Source organism: Mesorhizobium sp. LNJC391B00, from assembly GCF_000502535.1.
GTDB lineage: Bacteria > Pseudomonadota > Alphaproteobacteria > Rhizobiales > Rhizobiaceae > Mesorhizobium.
Genome location: NZ_AYWI01000007.1, coordinates 140,382 through 162,990, shown reverse-complemented (window position 1 = coordinate 162,990; position 22,609 = coordinate 140,382). Strand labels below are relative to the sequence as shown.

The following is a 22,609-nucleotide window of genomic DNA, read 5'->3' as shown; positions in this document are numbered from 1 at the left end:
CCTCGCTCCCGCCCGCGGTCTTCCGCAGATCTTCAGATCGCCAGATGCGTTTCGGGATCGAAGAAATGGAACTTGGCATCATCCACGGCCAACCGGATTTCCGAGCCGGAGCGGACGGCGCTGATCGGCTCGAACCTCGCCACCGCGTTCGATGCCAGGCCGAAATCGTCCACCGCATCCGGATCGCCGGAGTCCACCCGGACCGCGTCGATGTTCATGTGGACGATCTGTTCGGAGCCGAGTTCCTCGATCGAGGTCACCCTGGCCGGTATCGTCTGATACTTGCGACCGGATTCAAGGCTGCTGTCATAAAGATCCTCCGGTCTGATCCCGAACACGACCTTGCGCCCCGCATACGACCTCAAGGCCGGCCTGCGCACGAAGGCTGCATCCTGCAGCCGGACGGCGAAGTCGCGAAAAGCGAGCTCGCCGCCCTTCAGGGTCGCCTCGAAAAGGTTCATCGAAGGAGAGCCGATGAAGCCGGCAACGAAGGCGTTAACCGGCGATTCATAGAGCCTCTTGGGTGTGTCGACCTGCTGCAGCACACCGCCTTTCAGCACCGCGACCCTGTCGCCCATCGTCATCGCTTCGATCTGATCGTGGGTCACGTAAATGGTCGTGACGCCGAGCTGCTTTTGCAGGCTGGTGATTTCGGCGCGCATTTGCACACGCAGTTTCGCATCCAGATTGGAAAGCGGCTCGTCCATGAGAAAGGCGGCCGGCTCGCGCACCATGGCGCGGCCCATGGCAACCCGTTGACGCTGCCCGCCTGACAGGTTCGCGGGTTTGCTGTCCAGCAAAGACGTCAGCTGAAGAGTTTTGGCGATCTCGTCCACGCGCTTCTTGCGCTCGGCCTTCGGCTTGCCTGCCAGCCGCATCGAAAAGGCGATGTTTTCGGATACCGTCATATGCGGGTAGAGCGCGTAGCTCTGGAACACCATCGCGATGTCGCGGTCCTTGGGCGGCATGTCGACGACGTCGACCCCGCCGATCCGAAGGCTGCCGCTGGTGATGTCTTCCAACCCCGCGATCATTCGCAACGCCGTGGATTTGCCGCAGCCGGAAGGCCCGACGAGGATCAAGAACTCGCCGTCCTTGACCGACAGGTTCAACTGGTCGATTGCGCGAAAACTGTTGCCGTAGGTTTTGCAGATCTTCTCGAGAATGACTTCTGCCATATTCCTCCCTCCACAAGTATAAGCCCTGATTTTTATGATTCTCCTGGGCTTGTGTTCGCCTGCGAAATGTTTCGTCGGATCGTTTCAGGTCATGCTCCAGCATCCACATGCGCATTTTTCAGGTCGACTGCTGACGGCGCGTTCGCCGATGCCAGGAGTTGCGTGACCTGGTCCTCGGTCGGAAGCGCCTCGCGCCCGCCACGCCCCGTTATCGAAACGGCCGCCGCCGCGGCCGCGAATGCGATCCGGCCCGCGGTGTCGGCTCCGCGCGTCAACGCATGGGCATAGGCGCCATGAAAGCAGTCACCCGCGCCTGTGGAGTCGACGACCGCAACCCGGTGCGGGGGCAGGTGCCAGAGACCTGTCTGTTCACGGCCGCGATAGTACACACCCCTGCCTCCATCGGTCAGAACCACGGCGGATCGCGATGACAACCACAAGGCATCGAGCATCTCGGCAGGCGATCGGCGCCCCGTGGCAGTCCGTGCAAAGCTAAGTGGAAGAATGAGATGGTCGCAGAGCGCGATCAGCCGCTCCGTGGCGGGGCCGCTGCTCCATTCGATATCGCCGAGGATCGCAAGGCCGAGATCGCGAGCCCGAGCCACGACATCCAGCGACCCGGTCGCATAGCTATCGACGATCAGGACGGTCGCGCGGCTGAGGATATCGTCCGGAAAGTCCGGAGCGGTGCCCAGCATCGCATCGTCGTCATACGCGATGAACCTTTCCCCGTCCGAGCCGACGGTGATCCGCGAGTGCACCGGGCGCGCGTCGGGATGGCGCGGCGCGAATGCGGTTTCAATACCGCTCGCCACGAGATCGAGTTGCACCGCGTCGTCCGCGGCACTGGCCAGCCATCCGACGAACCCGGCGGTTCCGCCGAGCCGCGCGACGGCGGCCAGCGCCGTCGCGACATTTCCCCCGAAGGCGCGGGTACTTTGCAGAACCTTACCCTTGCCCGCCGACAATGGCTGATCGACGTAGACGATGTCGTCGATCGCAATAGCGCCGAAGCCGAGGATCGAGGGGATGGTGGGCATCGTTCAGGCACCCGCCTTCGCCAGGGCGTCTTGCGCCGAAAGGCCGTCATGGATGACGCCGCGAAAGGCAAGCGCTGCCTTCTCCGGATCGCCGTGCCCCCAGAGATTGCGGCCGACCACGGCGCCGTGCGCGCCGGCACGGATGGCGTCCGCCGTCTGCTGAAGCGCGCCGAGCAGCGTATCGGTCTTTGGACCGCCCGCGATGACAACCGGCACCGGGCAGGTCCGGACGGTCTCCCGGAACGACTCGAAATCGCCGGTGTAGCCGATTTTGATCACGTCGACGCCGGACTCGTAACCGATGCGCGCCGCATAGGCGATCTCGTCGGGGGTGAAGACGATCTTTGCTCCGTCGGTGAAATCGCGAGGGTAGATATGCGCCACCACGGGCATGCCGTAGCGGGCTGCTGCATTCACCGAATCGGTCAGCCAGCGTATGTATTTGCCCTCCGTCGCGCCGCGCACCGGAATGGCCACGGCCAACGCATCGGCCCCCGCGCGCACCGCGTCCTCGGGCGTTGCGATCAACTCGCTGATGCGATCGTCCGCGGTGAAGCAGCCCGCCTGAATCACCAGGGAAGCTTTGCCCGCATATTGCGGCCACAGATGGCGCGCGGTGCCAGGCTGGATGCTGACGTAGTCGGGTTTGCCCGCCATGACGCGTGCGAGCGCACCCGGCAGGTCGGCAAGGCCGCCTTTGCGCACGTCGCCATAGCCGACGAAGTGGTCGACCGCGCCGCCAAAAAGGTTCCCCGATGGATGCGAGAAGAGGCGCGCGAGACGCACCTTGGTTCCTAGGCTCATGAGTCCAAAATTCCCTGATCGGTTGATTTAAAAAAGCTCGATCCAGTGTTTCCGAAAGAAAAAGGAAAAACAATCTTTCGAAAGCTTTCGAATCTGCATATTTCCGGTAAGGTGAGCCGAGGCCGGCGCGATTGCTCGGCGCAGGCAGGCAAGGGCCGGGCAATGTTGTCGGAGCAGAGACGCCAATCGATCCTGGGCGAGGTGCAACGCAGCGGACAGGTTCGCATCAAGGACCTGTCGGACGGGTTTGGCGTGTCGGAGGTCACGGTGCGCTCCGACCTCGAAATACTGGACCGCAAGGGACTGCTGACCAAGACCCGTGGAGGGGCGGTGACCCGGACCACCGATTCGACGACGGCCGCGTTCGCGCGGCGGATGCAAACGAACCTCGACGCAAAGAAGCGCATCGCCCGGGCGGCGCTCGACCTTTTCGAGGACAACCAGTCGATCATCTTCGACGGTGGCTCGACCTTGATGCAGCTTGCCATGCAGTTACCGCCGCTCAGCAATGTCGTGGTCGCGGCCACGGCCATGAATATCGTGCAGCATCTTATGCATCGTCCCGGGCTCGACGTTCATATGATCGGCGGCCGGGTCTATCCCGACACGGTGAGCACGCTGATCACCGATGCCGATACGGCTCTCGGCGGCCTGGTAGCGCATCAGGTCTTTGTTGGAGCGCATGCGATAGACTCGTCACTGGATGTGGTCGACGTGAACGAAGACATGGCGCGAACGAAGCGAAACCTCGTTCGCATGGCCCGGCGCGTTGTCCTGCTCGCCGATTCGAGCAAATGGGGCGTCAGCGGGACGTCCAAGGCATTTTCGCTGTCGGCCGTCGATGTGGTGATCACCGACGATGGCCTGCCCGGTCCAATACGCAGCGAGCTTGATAGGATCGGGGCCAAGGTGATCTATGCCTGAACCCATCCCGGTCTCTGATGCGCGACGGAAAGCGCGCATGAGCCACGGGCTTCGCAGCGGCCGTCGGCCGTTTTTCATGCCGGTCATGTTCTCCTCCTCACGCTGGCGGCCTCCCAGTGCACGCCAGAATTCTCATAAGCTCTATAAAAATTTTACGCGCGTCAACATTTAAAGTCCTGTATAGCGGATTGCGGGGGGTCGTGGGAACTGCAACGGTTGCGCAGCATGCCCTTGGCTTCGGAGGAAAGCTGGAAATGCACGGAAAATCAGAGACAAAGCTCGGCATCGGTGTCATCGGCTGCGGCAACATCTCGATGACCTATCTGCGCAATGCAGCGCTCTTTGGTGGTGTCGAGCTACGCGCCTGCGCCGACATTTCCGCTGACATGGCCGAGCTGCGCGCCAGGGAATACGGCATCCGCGCCCTCGGCGTTGACGCGCTGCTGGCCGACCCCGATATCGACCTCGTGCTGAACCTGACAATCCCCGCGGCGCATTTCGATATTTCGTTCTCGGCGCTTTCGGCGGGCAAGCACGTCTTCACCGAAAAGCCGTTGGCAACCTCCGCCGCCGACGGCCGCCGGCTTGTCGCCGAGGCCGCGAAGCGCGGCCTGCTGATCGGCTCGGCGCCGGACACATTCCTGGGTGCAGCCGGCCGCCGCGCGCGCCGGCTGATGGATGACGGCGCCATCGGCAAGCCGGTGACCGGCACCGCTTTCATGATGGGACGGGGCATGGAGCACTGGCATCCCAATCCGCAATTCTATTATCAGCCCGGCGGCGGTCCGGTGTTCGACATGGGTCCCTATTACCTGACCGTGCTGGTCAATCTGCTCGGGCCGGTCGAGCGCGTCATGGCGATGGCGACGCGCGGCCAGGAGGAGAGGCTGATCACGGCCGACGGGCCGTTCAAGAACACGACGTTCAAGGTCGGCACGCCGACCAACATAATATCGCTGCTCGAATTCCGCTCGGGCGCCACCGTCACCTTCGGCGCCTCATGGGATGTTTTCAGACACTCCAACCATCCCATTGAACTGCACGGCACCGAAGGCTCGCTCAGGCTACCCGATCCCGACACGTTCGGCGGCACGGTCTCGCTGTCGGAACGTGGCGCCGACTGGGCCGATTTCGCCAGCGAGAGCGAATTGTATGGCGCCCGCAACTGGCCCTATGTGGCGCCCGACCGCGCCAATTACCGCATGCTCGGCGTCGCCGATCTGGCGCGCGCGCTGGCCACGGGCAGAAAGCCGCGCGCCTCCGGTGAGCTGGCGCTGCAGGTGCTGGAGATCATGGAGGCGATCCTGGCTTCCGGCGAAAGCCGCGGCTCGGTTGCCGTCAACGGCACGGTCGACCAGCCGCCGCTGCTTGGCGAAGACGAAGCGGCAACCCTGCTTGCCTGACGGGAGGTTCGTCCGTGACATTGCCACCGTCCCTGCCGACACTCGATCCGGAGGCCCGGCATGTGCTCGAACTCGGCAGCCAGGCCGGCGCGCCGCCGTTCGAAACGGGAACGCCTGAACAGGCGCGCCGTGCCTACAATGAGGGCTTCCCAAACCTGCAAGGCGAGCGTGAGCCGGTAGCGGCACTCAATGAGCGCATCATCTCCGGACCCTGCGGACCACTTAGGCTCAGGATCTATCTTGGGCAGGGCGCGCCTTCGGCAGGCGCTCCGGCGCTGCTCTATCTCCATGGCGGCGGCTGGGTGATCGGCAATCTCGACTCGCATGACGAGATCTGCCGCTGGTTCGCCAACGGGGCAGTCGCTGTCGTCGTTTCCGTCGACTACCGGCTGGCGCCGGAACACAAATTCCCGGCGGCAATAGAGGATTGCCGAGCGGCACTTGCTTACATGCAAAGCGCCGCGGACGAACTCGGCATCGACGCTGCCCGCATCGCGGTTGCCGGCGACAGCGCGGGCGGCAATCTCGCCACGGTGCTCGGCCTGCTCACGCGGGGGGACAAAAATCCGCCGGCAGCGCAGCTGCTGTTTTATCCCAACACCGATGCCGGGCAGACGACGGACAGCTATCGGCGCTTCGCCATAGGCTTTGGCCTGACCGCCTCGACCATGGCCTGGTTCCGCGACCATTATGTCCGCAATGCCGCCGACATCGGCGACTGGCGTACCTCACCGCTGAAGGCGGAAAGCCTCGCCGGTGCGCCGCCCACCTTCATCGCCATCGCCGGTCACGACATCCTCGCCGACGAAGGCGAGGCCTATGCCAGGCGTCTGCAGCAGGCTGGCGTGCCGGTCGTGCTGGAACACTGGCCCGGTCAGATCCACGGCTTCGTCTCGATGGGCCGTCACGGCCCGGCAGCGAGACAGGCGGTTGCCGCCGCCATTGCCGCGTGGCGAAGCTTCGATCCTGCCTTTGGAAAGGCTCAAGCGGACTGACGCATCACCAGGGCGGCGTCGAGGCTGACCTTCGGCGCGACGTTTGCCGTATCCTCGTTGAGCAAAGCGAGCAGTGTCTCGACGCTGCGCCCCGCCATGGCGGCAAAATCCTGCGCGATGGTGGTCAGTGCGGGGCAGGTGTAGCGGCTCAGCGGATGGTCGTCATGGGCGGCGATACGCAGGTCGCAATCGGCCTTGCGGCCGATCTTCAGCCCTTTCGCGAAGGCTGCCGCCATCACGCCGAAAGCCAGGCGGTCATTCGCACACAGTATGGTCTTGCCGGGCAGACCTCCGGTCTTGCCGGGCAGACCCCCGGTCTTGCCGGGCAGACCTCTGGTCTTGCCCGGCAGGCCGCTGGCCCCGAGCATCTGTTCCATCTGCTTGTAGCCGATGCGCTCGAAATCCCATGTGTAGTCTCGGGTGTTGCCGATAACCACCGGCTCCTGGCCAAGTTGACGCATCGCGGCGACGTAACTGTTCAGGCGCTCCGGCGAATTGTGATTGACATGCGGGATGTCGAAATAGACCGGGGCGTCGCCGGAGCGGCAGAGATAGTCGACGATGGTCGAGACGCTCTGGGCATTGTTGTTGCCGACAAAGGGCGTGCCGCCTTCAAGATAGGTGTCGAAATAGACGACCGGCATTGTCTGGGTCAGCTTCTCCAGCGTGCGCCGGTCCGAGCGCAAGCCGAGCGGCGCGATCAGCGCGCCCGAAACTTTCAGCGACAGGATGGTACGTGTCGCCTCCATTTCGAGCTCGGTTGAGCCATGCGAGGAGATGACGATCGGCCAGTAGCCCTCGTCGCGCAGCCTGAGCTCGATGCGGCTGACCATTTCGGAATAGAAGGGATCGGTGACCGTCGGTACGACAATGCCGATGGCGCGGGTGCGCTTGCGGTTGAGGTTGCGGGCAAACAGATTGGGCTGGTAGTCGGACGACCGCAACGCCTCTTCGATGCGCTTGCGCGTTGCCGGCTTGACGCTGGTCGGATCGTCGAAATATTTCGACAGCGTCGGCCTGGAGACGCCGCAGGAGCGGGCGAAATCCTCCATCGTCTTGTGCGTCATTGGCATTCAATCCTCGTCTGGCACGCGCCAGAACCTCGGTCATCCCTTGACGCTGCCCACGGTCCTGCAGCCGGCGCGTCCGCCACGCAACGGCAGACGAAATTTACAGGAAACGTCAGTGGGTTCAACGCGCAATGACAGATTATACCGTGCGTAAATTTGTTCAATTGACGCGAAAATTGTCGCGCATCAAAGTCTCGGTCACAAAGAGCGCTGAAAAGTCCAGGCACCATGACACAACAGATCGATCGGCTTCTTTCCCAGCTATATCGTCGGCTCGATGCCGCCGCGATTGTGATCGGCGATGCTATCGATCCGCGCTATGGCGACGACCTCTCCGGCAAGGGCGGCGGCCAGCCCGAACTGGTCTTGCGTCCGCGCAACGCCGCCGACGTCGCCGAAATCCTGCGCCTATGCAGTGGTATCGGCCAGAAGCTAGTCGTCCATGGCGGCCGCACCGGGCTGGCCGGCGGCGCGCGCGTGCAGCCGGGCGAAGCGGTGCTGTCGCTGGAGCGCATGACCGCGGTCGAAGCGCCCGACCGCGCCGCGGCAACCATCATCGCGGAAGCCGGCGCGCCGCTGCAAATGGTGCAGGAAGCGGCCGATGCAGCCGGCCTGATGTTCGGCGTAGATATCGGCGCGCGCGGCACGGCGACGGTCGGCGGCAACATCGCCACGAATGCCGGCGGCATTCGCGTGCTGCGCTACGGCATGTACCGCGCCCAGGTGCTGGGGCTGGAGGCCGTGCTTGCCGACGGCTCGATCCTGACTTCGTTGCGTGGCCTGGCCAAGGACAATTCGGGATACGATCTCAACCAGCTTTTCATTGGCAGCGAAGGCACGCTGGGCGTGGCTACTCGCGCCTGCCTGCGGCTGCATCCCAAGCCCGCCACCGAGGTTGCCGCATTCTGCGCGCTTGGCTCGCTGGGGGCGGCCATTGCGCTGCTCGACCTGCTCAAGCAGCGGCTCGGTCCCTTGCTGTCAGCCTATGAGGTGAATTTCTCGCCGCTCTACGGCGCCATGATTGCCGGCATGGCCGCGCCGGCGCCGCTGCCTGCCGGCGCGCCGGTTTATGTTTTGGCCGAGATCCAGGGCAACCAGGCCGAGCTGGACGGCGAGCGTTTCGCTTCGGTGCTGATGCAGGCGGTCGAGGACGGCATCGTCGCCGACGTGGTCGTCTCGCAGTCGCCGCGCGAATTCCGTGCGCTATGGGATGTGCGCGAAGAGGCCAACCGCTTCCTGTTTGCGATCGAGGGCATGATCGGCGTCGACATCAGCATCCCGTTGGCGACCATGGCGGGTTTCCTGCGCAACGCCGAAGCCGCGATCCACGCCGTCGACAGCCGCGCCGAGATCTACGTCTTCGGCCATCTCGGCGACGGCAATCTGCACTATCAGGTCGACACCACGGAACCGGCGGCCGCCTATGAGATCATCTATCGCGGCGTGGCGGCATGCGGTGGCGCCGTCTCGGCCGAGCACGGCATCGGCCTCGACAAGAAGAAATGGCTGAACCTCGTGCGCAGCGACGCCGAAATATCAGCCATGCGCCGGCTGAAGGTGGCGTTCGATCCGCACAACATTCTCAACCCAGGGCGGATTTTCGATATCATTTGATCGCCAGGAGAATCTAGCTTGCAACTGGCGAGAGCAGCGCGTGTAAGTCGACCGTTCTCATCTGCTCGACGCCGTCCAGAGTCATATTTCCCGCGACATAGACGATGATTGCCAGACCGAGCCAGCCGATCCAGCGATACCTGGCAAGCAGCGCCGCCACCAGCGTCGAGGCGACCGCCATCAGAACCACCGACAGGATGAGACCGAACACCAGCGCATTCATGTCGTGGGCGGCGGCGCCCGCCACGGCCAGCACATTGTCCAGCGACATCGAGACATCGGCGACGACGATCTGCAGGATCGCGGTGCGCAGCGCCTTGGCCGGCCGCGCCGTCGCAAGTGCTACGGCTTCAGTGTCGACGTCCTCGCCGTCGCCGGCCGAGCGCAACTCCTGGAACATGTTCCAGCACACCCAGAACAAAAGCATGCCGCCGACCAGCATGATCCCCGGAATTTCCAGCAGTTGCACCGCGATCACCGCAAAGACGACGCGGATCACCGCCGCCGCGGCAATGCCGGCGATGATCGCCTTCTGCCGCAACGCCTTGGCGAGGCCTGCGGCCGCCATGCCGATCACCACGACATTGTCGCCAGAGAGCACAAGGTTGATGGTGATGACTTCCAGATAGGCGGCGACAGTCGTCTGGTCGAAACTCATAAAGCGGTCTCCCCGGAAGGCTCCGGCTGGTTGCGGGCGCATCGGACCGATGTCTGCGCAAACGCGAAGACAGCTGATTTGAGTGCAGCCCGGTATTGAAACAAGACGCCAGCGCGGCCAATCGGTCCTCATCCACGGGAATTCATCGCCGGGTCGTGATTTCCGACCAGAAATGCCCGTCCCAGAATGCCCATCATGGAAGGAAGACAAAAGCGTTCCGCTTGCCTATCAATATTGCCGACCAAAGGAGAGACGAGCATGAGCAAGACGGCACTGATTTTCTGGGGCGGATGGGAAGGCCACACGCCGGCTCGCAGCGCCGCTGTCGTCAGCGAGATATTGACCGGGCATGGCTTCGAGGTGCGGATAGAAGAGGGCACATCCGCGCTCGCCGATCCGCAGCTCCCGGCCATCGATCTGATCGTGCCGGTGATCACCATGTCGACGATCGATAAACCGGAGCTGCAAAACCTCACCGCCGCCGTCAGCGGCGGGACCGGCCTTGCCGGCTTCCACGGCACCATGGGCGACAGTTTTCGCAACGAGCCGAACTATCAGTTCATGACCGGCGGCCAATGGGTCGCGCACCCCGGCGACATCATCGACTACCGTGTCGACATCATCAGCGACGATCCGATCGTCAGGGGTATCGGGGGTTTCGCCTACCATTCCGAGCAGTATTACATGCATGTCGACCCGAGCAACGAGGTGCTGGCGACGACGACGTTCAGCGGTGAGCATCTCGACTTCATCGACGGCGTCGTCATGCCCGTGGTCTGGAAGCGCCGCTACGGCAAGGGCCGCGTCTTCTTCAGCGCGCTCGGCCACACCGCGGATGAGTTTTCCGTCCCGCAAATGCGCACCATCTTCGAGCGCGGGGCGTTGTGGGCCAGCCGGTAACCGGGGCCTGTCCGAGCAAGCAACGGCGATATCACGCCTCCGCTACTCGCTAAGCCGCGGCTAACGCTCTATGCTGGCTGAGGTCACGGCGTTCGACCGCCGTCATCGCAACTGAAATGTGTTGTCACGGGGGACATGCATGTTCGGGGTCGTCGGATTAGTAAGGCATGGAAAGTCGTCGCAGCGCTGGCGTCCGCCCGCNGCCCGCTCTGGTGGTCGTGGTGTTCGGTCTGTTGCTGCTTGCGCCGCAGGCGGCCAACGCGCAGCTGAACTGGACGCTCGATCCGGCGAATTCGACACTCACCTATCAATCGGTGAAGAAGAACACCATTGTCGAAACCAACAAGATCAGGAACCTCTCGGGCACGCTGACATCGGATGGCGCCGCCAAGGTCACGTTCGACCTCAACTCGGTCGACACCGGTATCGACCTTCGCAATGTCCGCATGCGCTTCCTGTTCTTCGAAACCTTCAAATTCCCGACGGCGGAAGTGACGGCGAAAGTCGATCCCGCCGCTTTTGCCGATCTCGCCACCAAACGGCGCATGAGCGCGCATATCCCGTTTCGCCTGAGCCTGCACGGCGTCGACAAGGACCTTGAGGCCAATGTCGTGGTCACCATGATCACCGACAGCATGGTGTCGATCGCCTCGGAGGCGCCGGTCGCCGTGCATGTCGAGGATTTCGGCCTGTTGCCCAACATCGAAAAACTCCAGCAGGCGGCCAATGTCAGCAGCATCGTCCCGACGGCTTCGGTGTCGTTCGACTTCGTCTTCACCGCTGATGGCGCCAAGCCTGCGGCCACGCCTGCCGTCGCGGCCGCAGCCCCAGCCGATGCCGGGCCGGTCGCCACAGATGCAGGCAAGACGTCCTTCAGCGACGATGAATGCCTGAACAGGTTCGAGGTGCTGTCGCGCACCGGCGCCGTCTATTTTCGCCCAGCCAGCGCTCGGCTCGATGAAAAGAGCCGCCCGCTGCTGGCCGAGGTGGTCGGCGTCGTCGGCAAATGTCCGAAACTGAAGGTCGAGGTTTCGGGCCATACCGATTCCGACGGCTCGCCGAGGGCCAACAAGAACCTGTCGGAACGACGCGCCAAGGCGGTCGCCGACGCGATCATCGCTGCGGGCATTCCATCGGCGCAGATCACGGCTTCCGGCTATGGCGAGGAAAAGCCGGTGGCGCCGAACGATACGCCGAAGAACAAGGCGCTGAACCGGCGGATCGAGTTCTCCGCCACGCCGCTCTCCAACTGAGCCGGTCCTTAACTGAGAAGGCCCGTCAACCGAAAAGGAATCCGGTGCGTTTGGACATGATTGCAAGTTGCGGCAACTTCATGCGCGGCATCGGCCTCGCCGTGCTGGCGCTTGCGTTGACCATGACCATTACCATGACCGCGGCCAGTGCCGAACGCCGCATCGCCCTGGTGCTCGGCAATTCCCATTACCGGAACGCGCCGGTGCTGCCCAATCCGGTGAACGATGCGCAGGCAATGTCCGATCGCCTGAAGGGGCTGGGCTTCGAAATCGTCTCCGGCCTCGATCTCACCAAGGCGCAGACGCAGGAAAAGATCGCGCAATTCGCGCGGCAGGTGCGTGGCGCCGATATCGCGCTGTTCTTCTATGCCGGTCATGGCCTGCAGGTCTCGGGCAGGAATTACCTGCTGCCTGTCGATGCGGCGCTGGAGGACGAGACCTCGCTCGACTTCGAAGCCGTGCAGGTGGACTTCATCCTGCGGCAGATGTCGCGCGAGACCAGCATCAGGCTGGTGTTCCTCGACGCCTGCCGCGACAACCCGCTCGCCGATGTGCTTGCCAAGGAGACTGGCGGCGACAGCACGGCAAGCAGCGGCCTTGCCGAAATACCGATCGAGAATGGCGGCGCCGGCACGCTGGTCGCCTTCGCTGCCAGTCCCAACCAGCTCGCCTATGACGGACCGGGCGAGCACTCGCCATTTTCGGCGGCGCTGCTTGCCCATATCGGCGAGGTCAACGTCTCGATCACCGAGGCGATGAACCGGGTTACGTCGGATGTGTTCAAGGCCACAGCCGGACGCCAGCGGCCCTGGATCAACGTTTCGCTGACCACCGATGTCGTGCTTCACAAGGTCGATCTCAAGGCGCCGCTGATCGTCGGCGATTCCGGCGCGGCTGCGCCCGAAGGCGATACGCAGGCGCGCACCGGCGCGGCCGCCAATCCGCCGGGTGCGGACGCCGGCGAGCAGGCGCTGGAACAGCTGCGTGAGGAAATTCCGAAGCTGGGCTCGGACGCGCCAGTCCTTTTCGACGTTCCGGTCAATTTCGGCGACCCGGCGATCGACGGCAAGAGCATCGCCCAACTCATCCAGGGCAAGCCGCACTTCAGTCCGGTCGAGGGCCTGGAAAAGTCCGTCTGGGACAACCAGTGCAGCAACTGTCATCAATGGACCGAGGAGCGGCTGTGCGACCAGGCCAAGACCTACGTCAATGATGTCTCGGTGTTGCGCCTGCAACACCCGCTGGGCACGCGCTTCAAGGTGGCACTCGGCAAATGGGCGCAAAACGGCTGCAAATGAGACCGCCAACAATGGGTTGGATCAGATTTCAATGAAATCTCATCACGATCCAGAGCAATCAGGCTCGGCGCAGCGCCTCGGTTTCGGCCAGATGGATGCCCATCTCGACAAAGGCGGTGAGCACGGAGAAACGGTCCGCCACCGCAACCCGCGCCAGTCCGGCCAGTATGCCGGTATTGACGGCATGCGCAGCCGGCAGCGGCCGCAGCCTCGACCCGTTGGTCTGCGGCGTCAGGCCATTGATGTGCCGTTGCGCCGCTAGCGCGATCCAGCCGGCAGGCGTGTGCTGCTGCGTCATCGCCGCCCCGGCGACAGCCTCCCGGCGGGTTGCATTGTTGGGGTCGCCGACCCACTCCTGGATCAGTGCCAGCGTTGCGAGGTCCTGCTCTTCGAGCAGCTCGGTCAGATGCCCCAGGCACTCATGGCCCCACCAGATTGCGGCCCGGTCAGGCAGGAGATAGGCGCAAAAGGTAATCGCTTCCTCCGGGATGCGCCCGGCCATCAGCCGGCGGCAGAACTCGAGCGAGGGTTGGTCGGTCGGAACAGCCGTCATGTCCCGGGCGACAGCCGTGTTCGCGGCGAAGAGATCGCGTGCGGTCTGGAATCGAAGCCCGTTGACCATCGCTGCTGTTATCCTCCCCCCAGCCCTCACTCAACCCGCCTGCGAGGCGCGGGTCAAGTCTGTCGACCACCACATGTCCATGACGTTGTTCACAGACAAACGCCTCACGGTTTGGTATATTCCACAGCCGACCGTGATCTCGACAGATCATTGTCGAACAGGAAGAGTTGGCCCGGATCCATGGATCGGGCCTGAGTGAAAATCGGATGCTCGAAACGGGAGTAACCGTTATGCAGCGGCACATTTCAGTCTTGGCATTGGCGACCGTGCTTTTCTCGACGCACGTCTATGCCGACCCACTTCAGAAATCGGAAGACATTGTGAAGTTCTTTGCCGGCGCTATCGATCACGGCGCGGCACGCGGGATTTGTGTCGGCACCGAGGACGAGTGCAAGAGCAAGACCAGCCAGAAAGAAAAGCCTCCGGAGAAGACCCGCCTCGATATGCTGATCAATTTCAGCCTGGATTCGTCCGAGCTCGACGCCAAGGCGCGCAGCGAACTCGACGAGTTCGCCAAGGCGCTGAAGGACGATCGGCTGAGCAAGCTGTCCTTCGTCGTCGAAGGCTATACCGACGCATCCGGCTCGGCGACCTACAATGAAGGCCTGTCGCAGCGCAGGGCGCAGTCGGTGACGGCCTTCCTCGAATCCAACGGCATCGAAGCCAACCGCATCAAGGCGGTCGGTCTCGGCGAGGCCAATCCACGCAACCCCGACCCCTACGATCCTGTCAATCGCCGGGTCGAGATGCGGATTAAGGCGCAGTAGCTTCGCCGGCTGCGTCTTCCGGCCATCAACGCCGCGCGTCCAACGGACACGCGGCGTTTTTGTCGTTCGATGTGATCGATCAGTTCTTGAGCACGCCGCCGACTGCTACGCCGGTGCCGAAGATCAGCGCCTTGGTCAGGAAATCATTGTTGTCCCGCGGTGGCGGTTCATCCTCGCGCACGACCTCTCGGTTGCGCCTTTTCTGCACGAACTGCTGTTGTCGGCGCGGCTTCTGGGCGTACTGCTTCTTGCGTGGCTTTTCCGCCACCGGCTTCAGCGTGCGGGCCTTCTGCACCACCTGTTTCTTCTGCTTGTCCACTCCGGCCTGGTCGGCCTCGTGCTTGGCACGAACGGCCTCCATCATCGGGTCCGTCTGGATAACCAGGAACGCCAGTTGCTCGCGCGTCAGGAAGGTGGTCGGAGGCAGCCCGTTCCCCTCTTGCCAGTCGCCGATCGCTTGCCGGGTCTTGGCGCCAATATTGCCGTCGACGCGGCCAAGCTCGTTGCCCAGCGCCTCGACGCGCAATTGCAGGTCGATGCGGCCCTGGCGATCGAGACCGATCGCGTTCTCCGTCGCCTCGGTGCCCAGCACCTTCTTCATGTCGTCCGAAATGCCGACCGAGGTGCGCACGGCAGAACCCGAGTTCGCTTCGTCGGCATCGAGCGCTGCCACCTGCCGTTCCTGGGCTTTCGGATCGTTCAGCGCATCGATGTTGAGCCGCGCCACCGTGGCGAAGCGGCCATTCGGGAACTGTTCGAGATAGGCTTCGTAGAATGGCGCGGTGTTGCGCTTCGAGGCCTCGTCCCAAAGCCGCTGCTCGACTTCCCACGAAGGCGGTTCGCTGGTGACGAGAGCAGGAGCGGGCGCTGCCACGGCGTTCGCGTCATCGGCGGCCGGTTTTACCATCGGTGCGGCTTCGGCGGCCGGTTTGCCAAGGAAGACCTCGCGGCCCAGCGATGCGTTGTGCCATGGCCGCTGGCGGCCTTGCGTGGTCTCGGCCACTTCGCCGCGCACCCGCGTCAGCGCGCTCTGGATCTCGACGCCGGGTTCGGTCAGGTGCCTGGCGAGCGCGGTCGAGTAGGGGCTGTCGACGCCGTTGCCGTCAAAGGCGATGGCGCCCGGGTCGGTGGCATAGGCAATCAGGATGCCGCCGGTGCCGACGCCCTCTGATTTAGGGTCGATCGGCGCCAGGCCGGTGCCCAGCGCGGTGGAGCGGGTCTTCGGCATCGAGGCCGCCAGTGTCCGTGCCAGCGGATTGTCGCGGCAGGCATCGAGGATGATGACGCCGACCGCCGGGTCGGGCGGCAGTGCGGCCATGAAGTCGTCGATCTGGACGGTGCGGGTCTTGAGATAGGCAGGTGACGTCAGTTCGGCGTCGACCGGGATCAAAAAGTTCTTGCCGTCGACTTGCATGCCGTGGCCGGCATAGAAGATGACGGCGAGGTCGGCATCGTAGGACTGCTCGGTGAATTTGCTGATCAGGCTGTGCATGCCGGCATTGTCCTGGTCGACGCCCTCGATCACCTCGAAGCCCGCATTGCGCAGCGTCGATGCGATGAGATGCGCGTCATTGGCCGGATTGGGCAATTCGACGGCATGGACGTATTTGCTGTTGCCGATGACCAGCGCGACGCGTTTGACGCCACCGGCATCCGGCGCCGCCGCCTGGACGGTGCCAAGCGCGGTCAGCATTAACAGAAAAAATCCGCTCAAAAGGACGGCAAACGCTTTCATGGGATCGGCCCTCCGCCCCAATGGGGCGCGTTATTGATGGCTGCGCATGCTAAATTTCACCAGCGACTGTATCGCTTCTGCCAAAATGGCTGTTGGGCGTATGTGATCCCAGCCACAGTTTTGGTTCACAAGGACCCAAAAACCTTCCCAAATATCCGCAAACATACCATTCGCCGGCCTCAGAACCAATCGGCTTGGCGAAAGCCGGGGCGAACTGCCAGCTCTAGCCCGGCTCAAGAGTATTTTGGATCGAGCCGACCAGTGCCGTTATCGCCTGCTTGTATTTTTCGAACTCCGGCGATGTCTGGCGGACTTCCGTCGTCGTCGGCTGGCCCGCATCGGTGGTGGCGGGCGTCGGCAATTTGCGGCCCATCTTCCGTTCCGCCCAGTCGACGACGTAGCTGGCGGTCTTGCCGGCAAGAAACGGGTTGGCCTGGATAACGGACGAGCCGAGCACGGCGCTCAACTGCGCCGATCCCGGCGACGCCAGCACCTGATGTGCGCCTTCCATGCCGAGGAAATGGCAGAGATAGAGCCGGCCGGCGGTAATCTGATGGCCGCGCGCCTTGAGATAGGCTTCGCCCTCGCGCGCCAGATTGCGCACCATCTCACGCGAGATGGTGGCGTCGTAGCGCAAAGCGAGCAGGTCTGCGGTCGACAGCGATCGCGCGAGTTCGGGACGATAGGTGTTCATCATCCGGATCCAGGTCTTGGATATGAACTGGCCGGCGCCTGTCGCCGAAGACAGCGGGTTCTTGGCCCGCGCGCTACCGCCCGATTCGACGTGGACGATACGGTCGGTCAGCGTTTCGACGGCGGGATCGCTGGAAGTGACGGCGATTGCAGCGGTCACTGTTCCGAGCGGATCGATCGCCTGACCGCTTTGATAGAGTTCGAAATGCAAATGTGGCCCGGTCGACAGGCCGGTGGTGCCGATATAGCCGATGATGTCGCCGGCCTTCACCTTGGTGCCGACACCGCTGGCAATGGCGAATTTCGACATATGCGCGTAGCGCGTCTCGCGGCCGCCGCCATGGGCGATCTTGACCACATTGCCGTAGCCGCCGCCGTCGCCCTGGAAGATGATCTCGCCGTCGAAGGCTGCTGCGATCGGGGTCCCCACGGGTGCTGCCCAGTCGACGCCCTTGTGGATGCGAACAACGCCCAGGATCGGATGCTTGCGCGGCCCGAAGGTCGACGTCATGACACCGTTGACCGGCGTCACCATGCCGTTGGCCACCGTCAGCGAGCGCACCTGGTCATCGCCCGAGACGCAGGAAAACTGGCCGTCGCTCTGCTGGAAAACGAAACAATCCAAGCTCTTTTGCGTGCCTTGGATACCGACATAGAGCACCCGTCCGTCGGTCTCGTTCTTGCCGCGCGGCGTCTGCGAATAGATCAGCACAAGACGCTGGTCCTCGCTGGCGAAAGCATCCAGATCCTGTCCCCGCGACAGATACATGATGGCTTCGCCGATGATGCCGCTCGGCACATTGTTGCGGGCCGCCGTCGAATAGATCGCGTCGAGCAGGCGGTATTGCCGTTTCTGCGTGCCTTCGGTCTCGGCGCCCGAATAATTGAACAGGTCCTCGCGCACCCACGGGTCGACGCCCGACACGAAGGCACCGGCCGCGTTGCGTGTCAGCGTGCCGACAAAGACGTTCCTGGCATAGATCGAGACCTGCATCAGCGACATCGTCGTGGTCTCGCGCGTCGGCCTGAAGCCGCGCATCGCCACGACATAACCAGGCTGCAGGCCGTCCTTGTCGAACAGCGCCTTCAGCGCCTCGCCGGCAAGCTTTGCGTCGTCGGCGGAAAAATGCGCATCGAGCGCCACGCTGTCCAGGCTGCGGTCGTTGAGGATTTTCACGAAAATGTCCTGGGTCGCCTCGAAGCGCTGGTATTCCGAGCTGACGGTGGCAACGCTGGTGTTGTTTTCGACCGGTGTCTTCTGAAAGGCGGGGAGTGCTGCTTCGCCCTCATCGATGGTCTCGCCCCAGCCGGCCTCGGGGTCATCGGCCGCCGCCGATGCACCCGGAGCGGCTTGCGGGTCAGGAGCTGGGCCGGAGGCCGCCGGAGCCCCGTCCGCGCCGGGCGATGGTTGAAGATCGTTCTGCAGGTCATTCTGCGGATCGCTGGGTTCGGCGGGTGGCGCGACCGCGGTCTTCCGCTGCGCCTGAAAGAAAGCGAAATCCTCTTGCGTCGAGGGGATCGTCGTCATGAATTTTTCGCTGGCGCTCAGCATCACGTCGGAGAGAACCATGATCTGAGGGGAGATACCGGCCTGGTCGAGCTCCGCCGGGCGCGGCATCCCGCTGCTCTTCGCGGCGCCGGCCTCCGGCGCCAGTGTGATCCACATCGGGTCGCCGGCAAGGTCGATGATGGCCGGCACGTAGACCGATGCGTCGGCCGGCACGTCGTCCGAGCCTTCGACGGCATGCAGTTCCTCGTCCTCGTCGCCGAACGACCAGTAGTCGGCGGTAAGATAGAAGCCGGTGGCAATCGCGGCGAGGACGATTGTCGCCAGGCCAGCCGCCAGCCCGAGCCAGATCCTGCGCCTGCGCAGCGCGGCGCGCGCCTGCTTCTTTGCTTTGAAGCTGGTGTCGATGCTGTGCGTCACGGCGCGCTTCCGGTCAGGAAGAAGGTCCAGCGCACCTGTTCCTGGGTGTCGACTTCGAGAAACTTCGCCGCGATATGGCCGCGCTGCCAGCATTCATCGATGCCGCGGATCGAGAACCGCCGCCGCTCGATGCACATGTCGGTGGAGCCTGCCAGAATGGCGTGGCCGAACACATCCGTCGCGTAGATGTAGATGTAGCGGTTGGTCAGCTCCTCGCGGATGACGTTGACGCATTGATTGGCGCCGATGGTCCACCAGCCATCGGTCTGGTCGGCATCGTCGACCTTTTGGCCGACGGCAAGATTGACGACATCGAGCGTCTGGTTGCAGACGGTGAATTCGGCGCGCGCTTGCCCGGTGGAAAGAAGCGCCAGCAACAGCGTCGCGACCGCGCTCGCGGCGAGCTTCACCCGCACGTTCCGGGCAAGCAGGACGGGATCTCGGCGACGACGTTGCATCGGCGTCGGTGCTAGCCGCCGAGGCGGAAATATTTGGCGGTCGCCGAAAATGCCGAACTCCTGGCGCCGATCTCGTCGAGTATCCTGGGCAACAGCACCGAGGCCGGCGTCGGCGTTGTGAAGTCCGCCGCCTTAATGTCCTGCGGCCCGGTGATCACCATGATGATCTGCGGCAACGCCTTGCCTGCCGCCTTGTCGGCGGCGCCGAGCCCGATCGGGATCGAGAAGGTCGCCTTGTCGGCTTGTACGACAACATGATCGTCGAGGTTGAAGGCGATGCCCCTGTGGTCGATCAGGAACACGCTCGACACCAGCCCGCCATGCGTCATCAGCGTGCCGTCGATCGGCGAGCCGTCCGGCACCGATGTCTGGTCGAGGACAAGCTGCGGCCTGTCGGCCGTGCTCGCGCCCATGAAACGCAGGAAGCCGGTGATCCCGCATTGCGGGGGCTGGATAAGGCGGACGCTGATATCCGGCTCGACATGGAACTTCGCCTGGAATTCCCCAAGCAACTGTTCGAAGGGTGGCACCGACGTGCCGAAGCCCTCGATCGCGACGCCCTTGTCGGCGGCCGACGTCACCGTCGCAAAAAAACAATCACCACCATTGAAGGCGCGTACCCAGGTGACCCGCTCCGCGGCCGCATCGGCCGGTGGCGGCACCTCCGGCTTGGGCACGTTCATGGCAATGTCGGGCTCTGCGGACTTGTCGGCCTGCTCGCCGCTGGCGATGTTGGGCCGGCTTGGGTTGGGCTCTGCGGTCGTTTCAGGCGCCTGCGTGTCCGGCTTGGGGGCCAGCGTGTCCGGCTTGGGCGCCTGCGTGTCCGGCTTGGGCGCCTGCGCGGTCGGTTCAGGCGCCTGCGCCTTGGGCTCGGGCGGTTGAGCGGTGGGTTGCGGCGCCGGTGCTGTGGGCGTGGGTGCCTCGGCCGTTGGTTCAGGTGTTTGCGTGGCCGGCGCTGTCGCCTTGGGCTCTACCGGCGGACTGACAGGCTCGGGGTTCTTCGCGGCATCGGACTGTGACGGGCCGGATGGCGGTTGCAGCGCGACGGTCTTGTCGATTGGTGCGGCCGGCAGCGGGGCCGTAGCGCTCGACGCGACTGGTGGCGTCGGCTGCGGCTCGACCGGCACTTTGGCCTGATCTTCAGCCGCAGTCTCCGCTGGTTGCGGCTTTGGCACCGTCTTCTCGACCGGCGCAGTGTCCGGAACGGGCTTGTCAGCGACGATCGGCTTTGTCAGTTCGGGTTGGAGCGGCTTGCCGGTGTCGGTGACGCGAGGCCGGTCTCCGAATCCCACGATACCCGATGCATAGAGCCCTCCAAGCGATACCACGGCCACCGCCGACAGCACCGCGATCGTCAGATTTCTGCCTGTAGTAGCACGCTTCGGCGGTGTGCTTGCTCGTCTGGGAGTTTCAGCAGCCGGTTTCGGCTGCGACAGGTGCGCCGGGCGCACGTGCGGCACGAAAGACGGCTCCGCCGTGCCGCTTGGCGGGGCCGAACCGAAGCCTTGGGCCGGCGAGTCCCCGACCTTCGAGACAGGCCCTGCGGTCTGCCCGGTTCGCGGCAGACCGGGCCGGGGCGCGAGCGATGCCGGCGGCAAGGTTGCGTCGCTGTCGTCGCGCGTCAACCGGGCGATTTCGGCCATGCTGGCCGGTCGATCATCCGGGTCAGGCTGCAGCATCGCTTCGACAATGTCCCTGAAATCGGCATCGATGCCGGAGAGATCAGGGACGGTCCGCCGTTTTTCGACGATCTCGTATTGCGAGCCGCCCATATCGATCGGCTTGCCGCGCAGCGCCGCCGCCAGCACCAGCCCCAGGCTGTAGATGTCGGACTGTTCGCTGACCTCGCCGCCATAGAGCCCGAGCTGCTCGGGGGAGACGTAATTGTATTTTCCGGCAAACTTGCCGCCGATCAGCGTCTCGCCACCGACCGCGGCCGATCGCGCAATGCCGAAATCGATGATCTTTGCCCGCTCGACCCGGCCGCCCGGCAGGATGATGTTGTCGGGCGACAGATCGCGGTGGATGGCGCCGGCCTGGTGCACGGCGCTCAGGCCCGAGGCCAGCCGGTGGCACAGTTTGCGCACATCCGGAGTCGCCATCGCCCCGCCGCGCATGACGTCGTACAGCGACTGGCCGTCGACGAATTCCATCGCCAGATAGGGCCGCCCGATGCCGGGATCTATGGTGAAGACGTGGTAGCGCACGACCGCGTCATGCGACAGATGGTTGAGGATCGAGGCTTCCTTGCGAAACAGCGACAGGATCGTCTGATCGCGGGCGAATTCCGGCAGCACGATCTTGATCGCGACATGATCGCCGGTCTGGATGTTGTGGCCGCGATAGACTTCGCCCATGCCGCCCGACGCGATGCGTTCGTCGAGCTCGTAGATGCCGCTGAGCTGCGTGCCGACGCTGGTATCCGCCATGTTGGGCAATAGCCGGGTCTTGTCGTCGGAGCTCATCGGTCACGGCCTTCTGCTCGGGACAGGCCATTGCCTTTGTCTCTGATCTTGACCAGAACGATGGTGACGTTGTCCGTGCCGCCGCGCTCAAGCACCATGGAAAGCAGCTTTTCGCAGGCAGCCTGCGGCGCTGCCGAGAGCACTGCAGCCGCAATCTCCGCGTCACTGACATGCGCCGTCAGGCCGTCCGTGCTGAGGATGAAAATGTCGCCGGCAAGGGTCTCTCCCTGCTGGAAGTCGATGGCGATTTCGTCGTTGACGCCGATGGCGCGGGTGATGACGTTGCGGCGCGGCCAGTTCTCCGCTTCGGCCGCGCTGATCGCGCCGCTGTCGAGCAGTTCCTGGACCTCGGTGTGGTCGCGCGAAATCTGCGAGATCGCGGCGTTGCGCACGAGATAGACGCGGCTGTCGCCCGACCACAGGCAGGCGAACCTGCCGTCCATGGCCAGCAGTGCGGCAACGGTGGAGCCGATGGTCACGCCGCGTGAGCGCGAAATCCGGCGGATCTCGGCATGCGCCCGGTTCAGCCGATCCTCAAAGCGGGCGCGCAGATCCGGCGCCGAACTGGCGATGCCGATCGTCGCCAGATGCTCGACAATGCTTGCCGAAGCGACTTCTCCGGCCTCGTGCCCGCCCATGCCGTCGGCCACCACCCAGAGGCCGATCCGCGGCTCGACCAGAAAGCTGTCCTCATTGTGGTCGCGCACGCAGCCCTTGTGGCTCACGCCGTAGCTCTCAAAGGCGGCATCGTTCACTTGCCTACGCTCCGCAACGCCTTGGCTGACGTGCCTGGCCAGTCTGCCAC

The 22,609-nt window shown here is 63.9% G+C and carries 19 protein-coding genes; 8 read left to right on the top strand and 11 right to left on the bottom strand.

Annotation, left to right across the window (positions count from 1 at the left end):
• Positions 1-32: 32 nt before the first annotated feature.
• The 3 genes from X750_RS145980 to X750_RS145990 all read right to left on the bottom strand — a co-directional run bounded on the left by X750_RS145980 (position 33) and on the right by X750_RS145990 (position 3,022).
• Positions 33-1,178 carry an ABC transporter ATP-binding protein gene (locus X750_RS145980; RefSeq protein WP_023686996.1) on the bottom strand — a complete coding sequence of 382 codons (1,146 nt, stop codon included), beginning with the start codon at positions 1,176-1,178 and terminating at the stop codon, positions 33-35.
• A gap of 89 nt (positions 1,179-1,267) precedes the next feature.
• Positions 1,268-2,218: a PfkB family carbohydrate kinase gene (locus X750_RS145985; RefSeq protein ID WP_023704787.1), complete on the bottom strand. Its 951-nt coding sequence runs from the start codon at positions 2,216-2,218 to the stop codon at positions 1,268-1,270.
• A 3-nt stretch (positions 2,219-2,221) separates the two neighbouring features.
• Positions 2,222-3,022 (bottom strand): class I fructose-bisphosphate aldolase, encoded by an 801-nt coding sequence (locus X750_RS145990; RefSeq protein ID WP_023682642.1) that lies wholly within the window; start codon positions 3,020-3,022, stop codon positions 2,222-2,224.
• Between the two features lie 162 nt (positions 3,023-3,184).
• Between X750_RS145990 and X750_RS145995 the strand changes: the two genes are divergently transcribed.
• From X750_RS145995 to X750_RS146005, 3 genes are all read left to right on the top strand, one after another.
• Positions 3,185-3,946, top strand: coding sequence for a DeoR/GlpR family DNA-binding transcription regulator (locus X750_RS145995; RefSeq protein ID WP_023686999.1), 762 nt, complete (start codon positions 3,185-3,187; stop codon positions 3,944-3,946).
• 254 nt (positions 3,947-4,200) lie between these two features.
• A complete protein-coding gene (locus X750_RS146000; RefSeq protein ID WP_023747983.1) occupies positions 4,201-5,349 on the top strand; it encodes a Gfo/Idh/MocA family oxidoreductase in 1,149 nt (382 codons plus the stop codon).
• Positions 5,350-5,363: 14 nt separating this feature from the next.
• Complete coding sequence (locus X750_RS146005; RefSeq protein ID WP_245271874.1) at positions 5,364-6,344, top strand: alpha/beta hydrolase; 981 nt, start codon at positions 5,364-5,366, stop codon at positions 6,342-6,344.
• Here the strand turns inward: X750_RS146005 and X750_RS146010 are convergent.
• Positions 6,332-7,417, bottom strand: a complete 1,086-nt coding sequence (locus tag X750_RS146010) for a LacI family DNA-binding transcriptional regulator (protein WP_031243107.1) — start codon at positions 7,415-7,417, stop codon at positions 6,332-6,334. The genes X750_RS146005 and X750_RS146010 overlap by 13 nt on opposite strands.
• A gap of 225 nt (positions 7,418-7,642) precedes the next feature.
• Here X750_RS146010 and X750_RS146015 point away from each other — a divergent pair, with 225 nt between their 5' ends.
• Positions 7,643-9,028, top strand: a complete 1,386-nt coding sequence (locus X750_RS146015; protein ID WP_023747980.1) for an FAD-binding oxidoreductase — start codon at positions 7,643-7,645, stop codon at positions 9,026-9,028.
• Positions 9,029-9,041: 13 nt separating this feature from the next.
• Here the strand turns inward: X750_RS146015 and X750_RS146020 are convergent, their stop codons facing one another.
• Positions 9,042-9,686, bottom strand: a complete 645-nt coding sequence (locus tag X750_RS146020) for a YjbE family putative metal transport protein (protein ID WP_023667912.1) — start codon at positions 9,684-9,686, stop codon at positions 9,042-9,044.
• Positions 9,687-9,944: 258 nt separating this feature from the next.
• Here X750_RS146020 and X750_RS146025 point away from each other — a divergent pair, with 258 nt between their 5' ends.
• From X750_RS146025 to X750_RS146035, 3 genes are all read left to right on the top strand, one after another.
• Positions 9,945-10,586, top strand: a complete 642-nt coding sequence (locus X750_RS146025; protein WP_023747979.1) for a ThuA domain-containing protein — start codon at positions 9,945-9,947, stop codon at positions 10,584-10,586.
• A 167-nt stretch (positions 10,587-10,753) separates the two neighbouring features.
• Entirely contained in the window at positions 10,754-11,839 is a 1,086-nt protein-coding gene (locus X750_RS146030) for an OmpA family protein (RefSeq protein ID WP_023747978.1), read from the top strand.
• 56 nt (positions 11,840-11,895) lie between these two features.
• Complete coding sequence (locus X750_RS146035; protein WP_031243101.1) at positions 11,896-13,137, top strand: caspase domain-containing protein; 1,242 nt, start codon at positions 11,896-11,898, stop codon at positions 13,135-13,137.
• Between the two features lie 58 nt (positions 13,138-13,195).
• Here X750_RS146035 and X750_RS146040 read toward each other — a convergent pair whose 3' ends face one another.
• Positions 13,196-13,759: a hypothetical protein gene (locus X750_RS146040; RefSeq protein ID WP_023747976.1), complete on the bottom strand. Its 564-nt coding sequence runs from the start codon at positions 13,757-13,759 to the stop codon at positions 13,196-13,198.
• 230 nt (positions 13,760-13,989) lie between these two features.
• Between X750_RS146040 and X750_RS146045 the strand changes: the two genes are divergently transcribed.
• The gene (locus X750_RS146045; protein ID WP_031243099.1) at positions 13,990-14,526 is read left to right on the top strand and encodes an OmpA family protein; all 537 of its coding nucleotides are present in this window, start codon (positions 13,990-13,992) and stop codon (positions 14,524-14,526) included.
• 79 nt (positions 14,527-14,605) lie between these two features.
• Here X750_RS146045 and X750_RS146050 read toward each other — a convergent pair whose 3' ends face one another.
• From X750_RS146050 to X750_RS146070, 5 genes are all read right to left on the bottom strand, one after another.
• Positions 14,606-16,219, bottom strand: coding sequence for a caspase family protein (locus tag X750_RS146050; protein WP_245271873.1), 1,614 nt, complete (start codon positions 16,217-16,219; stop codon positions 14,606-14,608).
• A gap of 265 nt (positions 16,220-16,484) precedes the next feature.
• On the bottom strand, positions 16,485-18,881 hold the full coding sequence (locus tag X750_RS146055; protein WP_023747973.1) for a M23 family metallopeptidase: 2,397 nt from the start codon (positions 18,879-18,881) through the stop codon (positions 16,485-16,487).
• The gene (locus X750_RS146060; protein WP_023667922.1) at positions 18,878-19,339 is read right to left on the bottom strand and encodes a DUF1036 domain-containing protein; all 462 of its coding nucleotides are present in this window, start codon (positions 19,337-19,339) and stop codon (positions 18,878-18,880) included. The genes X750_RS146055 and X750_RS146060 overlap by 4 nt, the downstream gene beginning before the upstream one ends.
• 11 nt (positions 19,340-19,350) lie before the next feature.
• Positions 19,351-21,804, bottom strand: coding sequence for a serine/threonine-protein kinase (locus X750_RS146065; RefSeq protein ID WP_023747972.1), 2,454 nt, complete (start codon positions 21,802-21,804; stop codon positions 19,351-19,353).
• Positions 21,801-22,559, bottom strand: coding sequence for a protein phosphatase 2C domain-containing protein (locus tag X750_RS146070; RefSeq protein WP_023692196.1), 759 nt, complete (start codon positions 22,557-22,559; stop codon positions 21,801-21,803). Before X750_RS146070 ends, X750_RS146065 begins: the two co-directional genes overlap by 4 nt.
• Between the last annotated feature and the right edge of the window lie 50 nt (positions 22,560-22,609).

Excerpts from the sequence above, each read along its gene's own strand:
- X750_RS145990 (WP_023682642.1), bottom strand. The coding sequence starts at position 3,022 with ATGAGCCTAGGAACCAAGGTGCGTCTCGCGCGCCTCTTCTCGCATCCA.
- X750_RS146010 (WP_031243107.1), bottom strand. The coding sequence starts at position 7,417 with ATGCCAATGACGCACAAGACGATGGAGGATTTCGCCCGCTCCTGCGGC.
- X750_RS146045 (WP_031243099.1), top strand. The coding sequence starts at position 13,990 with ATGCAGCGGCACATTTCAGTCTTGGCATTGGCGACCGTGCTTTTCTCG.
- X750_RS146000 (WP_023747983.1), top strand. The coding sequence starts at position 4,201 with ATGCACGGAAAATCAGAGACAAAGCTCGGCATCGGTGTCATCGGCTGC.
- X750_RS146040 (WP_023747976.1), bottom strand. The coding sequence starts at position 13,759 with ATGGTCAACGGGCTTCGATTCCAGACCGCACGCGATCTCTTCGCCGCG.
- X750_RS146065 (WP_023747972.1), bottom strand. The coding sequence starts at position 21,804 with ATGAGCTCCGACGACAAGACCCGGCTATTGCCCAACATGGCGGATACC.
- X750_RS145995 (WP_023686999.1), top strand. The coding sequence starts at position 3,185 with ATGTTGTCGGAGCAGAGACGCCAATCGATCCTGGGCGAGGTGCAACGC.
- X750_RS146050 (WP_245271873.1), bottom strand. The coding sequence starts at position 16,219 with ATGCTGACCGCGCTTGGCACCGTCCAGGCGGCGGCGCCGGATGCCGGT.
- X750_RS146025 (WP_023747979.1), top strand. The coding sequence starts at position 9,945 with ATGAGCAAGACGGCACTGATTTTCTGGGGCGGATGGGAAGGCCACACG.
- X750_RS146035 (WP_031243101.1), top strand. The coding sequence starts at position 11,896 with ATGATTGCAAGTTGCGGCAACTTCATGCGCGGCATCGGCCTCGCCGTG.
- X750_RS145985 (WP_023704787.1), bottom strand. The coding sequence starts at position 2,218 with ATGCCCACCATCCCCTCGATCCTCGGCTTCGGCGCTATTGCGATCGAC.
- X750_RS146020 (WP_023667912.1), bottom strand. The coding sequence starts at position 9,686 with ATGAGTTTCGACCAGACGACTGTCGCCGCCTATCTGGAAGTCATCACC.
- X750_RS146060 (WP_023667922.1), bottom strand. The coding sequence starts at position 19,339 with ATGCAACGTCGTCGCCGAGATCCCGTCCTGCTTGCCCGGAACGTGCGG.
- X750_RS146015 (WP_023747980.1), top strand. The coding sequence starts at position 7,643 with ATGACACAACAGATCGATCGGCTTCTTTCCCAGCTATATCGTCGGCTC.
- X750_RS145980 (WP_023686996.1), bottom strand. The coding sequence starts at position 1,178 with ATGGCAGAAGTCATTCTCGAGAAGATCTGCAAAACCTACGGCAACAGT.